Source organism: Prevotella sp. oral taxon 317 str. F0108 (assembly GCF_000162415.1).
Classification (GTDB): Bacteria; Bacteroidota; Bacteroidia; order Bacteroidales; family Bacteroidaceae; genus Prevotella; species Prevotella conceptionensis.
In genome coordinates, this window is sequence record NZ_GG740072.1 from 442,882 (window position 1) to 444,737 (window position 1,856).

At 48.4% G+C, this 1,856-nt stretch carries 1 protein-coding gene and 1 pseudogene; both read left to right on the top strand.

The genetic code is table 11. The features are described from left to right. Window positions 1–160, top strand: a pseudogene (locus tag HMPREF0670_RS17505) (ABC transporter permease); the annotation flags it as partial. 120 nt (window positions 161–280) lie between these two features. Further along, window positions 281–1,762 carry a proline--tRNA ligase gene (gene proS / locus HMPREF0670_RS01550; protein ID WP_009229403.1) on the top strand — a complete coding sequence of 494 codons (1,482 nt, stop codon included), beginning with the start codon at window positions 281–283 and terminating at the stop codon, window positions 1,760–1,762. Window positions 1,763–1,856: the final 94 nt, after the last annotated feature.

Below are 1,856 nucleotides of genomic sequence, written 5' to 3' on the forward strand. Positions count from 1 at the left end.
CTACATAGACATTGTGGAAACACTTTTCCCCGACCTCCCTTCTACGGGAGTGGCAGCCACTTTGGGTATTGGCTTGGCACTGTTTCTATTTGTTACGGGTATCAATTTCGCCATCTTATGGCGCAAGACAATCAGCATTTGGCGACACGGAAAAAACTAATGGGCGGCAAATGGCGTTGCACTTGTTTCGTACTGCCCGCTTAAACTTTGCCCATACATTTTGCGCTTTAAGCATTTTAGCGTAACTTTGTAGGCTGAAAAGAAATAACACGAAAGATAAATGGCAATAGAACTAAAAGATTTAACCAAGCGTGCCGACAATTATAGTCAGTGGTTTAACGACTTGGTTGTGAAAGCCGACTTGGCGGAACAGTCCGCCGTGAGAGGATGTATGGTTATCAAACCCTATGGTTATGCCATCTGGGAGAAGATGCAACAACAGCTTGACCGCATGTTTAAGGAGACGGGAGCACAAAATGCCTACTTCCCACTGTTGATACCAAAGTCGTTCTTCTCGCGTGAAGCCGAACACGTAAAGGGGTTCGCCAAAGAGTGCGCCGTAGTAACGCACTACCGCCTACGTGCATCCGAGGATGGGAACAGCGTTGAAGTAGACCCCTCGGCCAAACTCGATGAAGAACTTATCATACGCCCCACATCCGAGACAATCATTTGGAATACGTATAAAAACTGGATACACTCTTGGCGCGATCTGCCCCTAATGTGCAACCAATGGTGCAACGTTATGCGTTGGGAGATGCGCACACGTCCCTTCCTTCGCACTTCCGAGTTCCTGTGGCAAGAAGGACACACGGCGCATGCAACGCGTGAGGAGGCCGAAGAAGAAGCAAAGAAGATGCTAGACGTGTATGCCAAGTTTGCACAGGATTGGATGGCCGTGCCTGTTGTGTGTGGCGTTAAGAGCGAGACTGAGCGTTTTGCCGGTGCATTAGACACCTACACCATCGAGGCTATGATGCAAGACGGCAAGGCCTTGCAAAGCGGAACGAGCCATTTCCTTGGCCAAAACTTTGCCAAATCGTTCGATGTTACTTTCCTCAACAAGGAAAACAAACCCGAATATGTATGGGCAACAAGCTGGGGAGTTAGCACTAGGCTTATTGGTGCATTGATAATGACCCACTCGGACGACAATGGTTTGGTTCTTCCACCAAAACTTGCACCCATACAAGTGGTTGTCATACCCATTGGTAAAGCCGGCCAACAGATGCAAGCCATCGCAGATAAACTGCAACCCGTTATCGAACAGTTGCGCAAAGCTGGCGTAACGGTGAAGTACGACGACTCGGACAACAGGCGCCCAGGCTTTAAATACGCCGACTATGAGTTGAAGGGCATCCCCGTTCGCATCGTTATGGGTGGGCGTGACCTAGAAAACAACACGGTGGAAATTATGCGTCGTGACACCTTAGAGAAAGAAACTATCGGTTTCGAAGGTTTGGCCGAACACATTGTTTCGGTGCTCGACGACATGCAGGCCAACATCTTTAAGAAGGCATTAGACTATCGTAACGCACATGTTTACGAATGCAACGACTACGAAGAGTTTAAGCAACGTATTAAAGATGGCGGTTTCTTCCTTTGTCATTGGGACGGAACGGAAGAAACGGAGGCGCGCATTAAGGAAGATACGCAGGCCACTATCAGGTGTGTTCCCTTTGAATTTGAACAGACAGAGGGTGTAGACATGGTTAGCGGAAAGCCTGCTAAGCACCGCGTTATCATTGCACGCAGCTATTAAACCCCAATCGGTCGTTAGACCGCTGACCTATTATTTTAGGTTGTTTCCATCGCTTCCTGTTCATCTTTCGTTTGCTTGTCGGCATCTTGTCTGT

What these genes read in the sequence shown, in the direction of transcription:
- proS (WP_009229403.1), top strand. Translation starts at nt 281, where the DNA reads ATGGCAATAGAACTAAAAGATTTAACCAAGCGTGCCGACAATTATAGT.